Annotated in this window: 3 protein-coding genes and 1 pseudogene; 3 read left to right on the forward strand and 1 reads right to left on the reverse strand. The window is 30.9% G+C overall.

Features of this window, described 5'->3' with window-relative positions; translation table 11 throughout:
- Positions 1-930: RHS repeat-associated core domain-containing protein (locus B0A78_RS14030; RefSeq protein WP_123907321.1), on the forward strand; the 930-nt coding region annotated here is incomplete at its 5' end.
- Between the two features lies 1 nt (position 931).
- Positions 932-1,336 (forward strand): hypothetical protein, encoded by a 405-nt coding sequence (locus B0A78_RS14035; protein WP_123906726.1) that lies wholly within the window; start codon positions 932-934, stop codon positions 1,334-1,336.
- Positions 1,337-1,470: 134 nt separating this feature from the next.
- On the opposite strand, the gene B0A78_RS14040 is transcribed toward B0A78_RS14035, so the two are convergent.
- Positions 1,471-1,818 carry a helix-turn-helix domain-containing protein gene (locus B0A78_RS14040; RefSeq protein WP_077225769.1) on the reverse strand — a complete coding sequence of 116 codons (348 nt, stop codon included), beginning with the start codon at positions 1,816-1,818 and terminating at the stop codon, positions 1,471-1,473.
- 156 nt (positions 1,819-1,974) lie between these two features.
- On the opposite strand from B0A78_RS14040, the pseudogene B0A78_RS14045 reads away from it, so the two are divergent.
- Positions 1,975-2,436 (forward strand): annotated as a pseudogene (locus tag B0A78_RS14045) (hypothetical protein); the annotation flags it as partial.

The following is a 2,436-nucleotide window of genomic DNA, read 5'->3' on the forward strand; positions in this document are numbered from 1 at the left end:
CGCATAAAGTATTACCCTTTCGGCTCGCTCATTCCAAACCGCCACGGTGCTAGTAATCAGTATAGATACGGATTTAATGGTAAAGAAGATGACGATGAAATAATGGGAGAAGGGAACTTCCAAGATTATGGAATGCGTATGTACAATCCGAGAATTGGAAGGTTTTTTAATGTTGATCCTTTGACTAGAAAATTTCCAATGCTAACACCTTATCAGTTTGCAAGTAACACGCCAATACAAGCTATAGATTTAGATGGATTAGAAGCTTATATTGTATACAATAAGGCAACTAGTACATTAGCTATTATTCCAAATTTAAGTAAAATCAATAGTAAATTAGCGTATAAATTCGTCAGTGCTTCAACATATGCCAAACTAAGTATTAAAGAAAAATCAAAGTATAATTATGGCATTAGAGTTGAAAACGTATTTACAGGCGGACATTCTTCCGATGAAGGTCAACAAAGTACAATAATACAGAATGACCCACAAAGACCAAAAGAGAAACCAATCTCAACGGGAATTTATAATATACTAGAAAATAAAGGAAATACAGATCCAAATCACTCATCGTTTTTTGTTTTAGACCCTCAAGATGCAAGTCAATATGACAAAGTTGATGACAGACCAGGAGAACTAAATTCTGATGGAGAAAAAAGAAATGGTTATAATTTACATCCAGGTAGAGTAAGTTGGGGCTGTGTAACTTTGTGTAAGGATGACCCTAGTATGACTGTGGAAGAAAGAGCTGAAGAATGGAATATTGTTAATCAGGCAATAAATAATACTAAAACCGAAGAAGTTCCAGATAGAAGAGGTAAACAAAAATATGTTCCTTTTACTACTCAAATTAAATATGGAACATTAGAAGTGATAGATGAAAAACCTGCTCCTCCAAAGCCTGCTGATAAAAAGAAAACAAAAAAATAAGATGAGAAAAACTGTATGTATATTGGTTTGTTGTTTGTATTTAAGTTGTCAACAACAGCCTAAAATACCTATCTCAAATAATTTAGAGATAGCATTGGGAGACAGATATGATGAGTATATAATTAATCTCAATAAAGCATATGAAAATGATAGTATCTCGTTATCAAATTTTTTAAAAATAGATTACATTAACGATGCAGGAGGATATGACCACGGGTATGTTTTGTTTTTATTAATTAAAAAACTTGGGGATGAGAATTTCGCCAAAATTTTAGGTAAAATGGATGATAAAACTATTAAAAATGTTTATCAATATATAGAAGTAGGTGTTGATGCTAGTGATAAAAACAAAAATGATTTAGAAAAAAATTATCCAAAAGTTATAGGTCTTTTAAAATCAAAATAAATTTTTAATGCAGAATAAACTAAAAAAAACACGCCCGTAAGCGTGTTTTTTTGTGGGTTGTAGTTATCGTGTTTATAACTTAAAATACATATTTATGAGAGTAAAAATATATGTTTTAAGGCAAAAAATAATTTTCAAGAAAGTTGTTTTTGAATGTCTTTTTGAAACACAAAGGCTTTAAGCATTGTTTTAACGCTGGTAATTTCTTCAGGTTTTAGAAACTGGATTTTATTAAAAAGCTGTAATAGTTCCTCGTCTTTTAGTTTGTCGTTTATAATTTGTTCACTAGAGCCATAAATTAAATAGTCTGTAGTTACGTTTAAGGCATCGGCTATCCTTTTAGCAACTTCAATAGTTGGAGCGGTTAAATTACGCTCATAACGTGAAATATGGGTTGCGTGAACTTCAATAAGTTTTGCTAAATCTCCTTGCGAAATATTCCTTTCTATACGAGCTTTTTTTAAGTTATCTCCAAACGACATAAGTGTACTGTATAATGTTTTATATGCTTAAAATGCTTTACAAAAATACATTTTTATAAGCATAAATTATATGTTGGATAATTTTTTTGACAAAAAACATATTTTATTATAAACAAAAAATATATATTTGTAGTCAAATATGATTATTTAAAACTTATGAACAATCTCAACACCTCCAACCCCAACCACTACCTCTACGAAACCAAACACCTTAAAATCTCTATTCTAGGAGGTATCAGGTTCAATAATTTAGAAGCGTTACGAGTCACATTAGGAATAAGCAAACAAAAGTCGGAGCAAGTATTAAGACAGAATATTGATTTGTACAACGACACCAGTATAGAAAAACTCACTAGAAAAGTAGCCGAACGACTAGAAATAGGCACCACCATAGTAAGACGAGATTTAGACCAACTTACAAATGAATTAGAACAATTTAGATTACAAGAAGTAGCAGAACAAGGCAAACTCTACGAAAAACAAGTAAAAGTACTCACAGAAAAAGAAATCAAAGAAGCAAAGGAATTTTTAAGTCAAGAAAAACTAATAGAAAGCACACAAGAGTTAATCGGTAAATCGGGAGTAATCGGTGAAGAAATTAACCGATTATTAATGTAT

It is taken from the genome of Flavobacterium columnare NBRC 100251 = ATCC 23463, from assembly GCF_002530675.1.
In the GTDB taxonomy this organism is placed as follows: Bacteria; Bacteroidota; Bacteroidia; order Flavobacteriales; family Flavobacteriaceae; genus Flavobacterium; species Flavobacterium columnare.

Coding starts and splice junctions, on each gene's coding strand:
- B0A78_RS14040 (WP_077225769.1), bottom strand. CDS start 1,818: ATGTCGTTTGGAGATAACTTAAAAAAAGCTCGTATAGAAAGGAATATT.
- B0A78_RS14035 (WP_123906726.1), top strand. CDS start 932: ATGAGAAAAACTGTATGTATATTGGTTTGTTGTTTGTATTTAAGTTGT.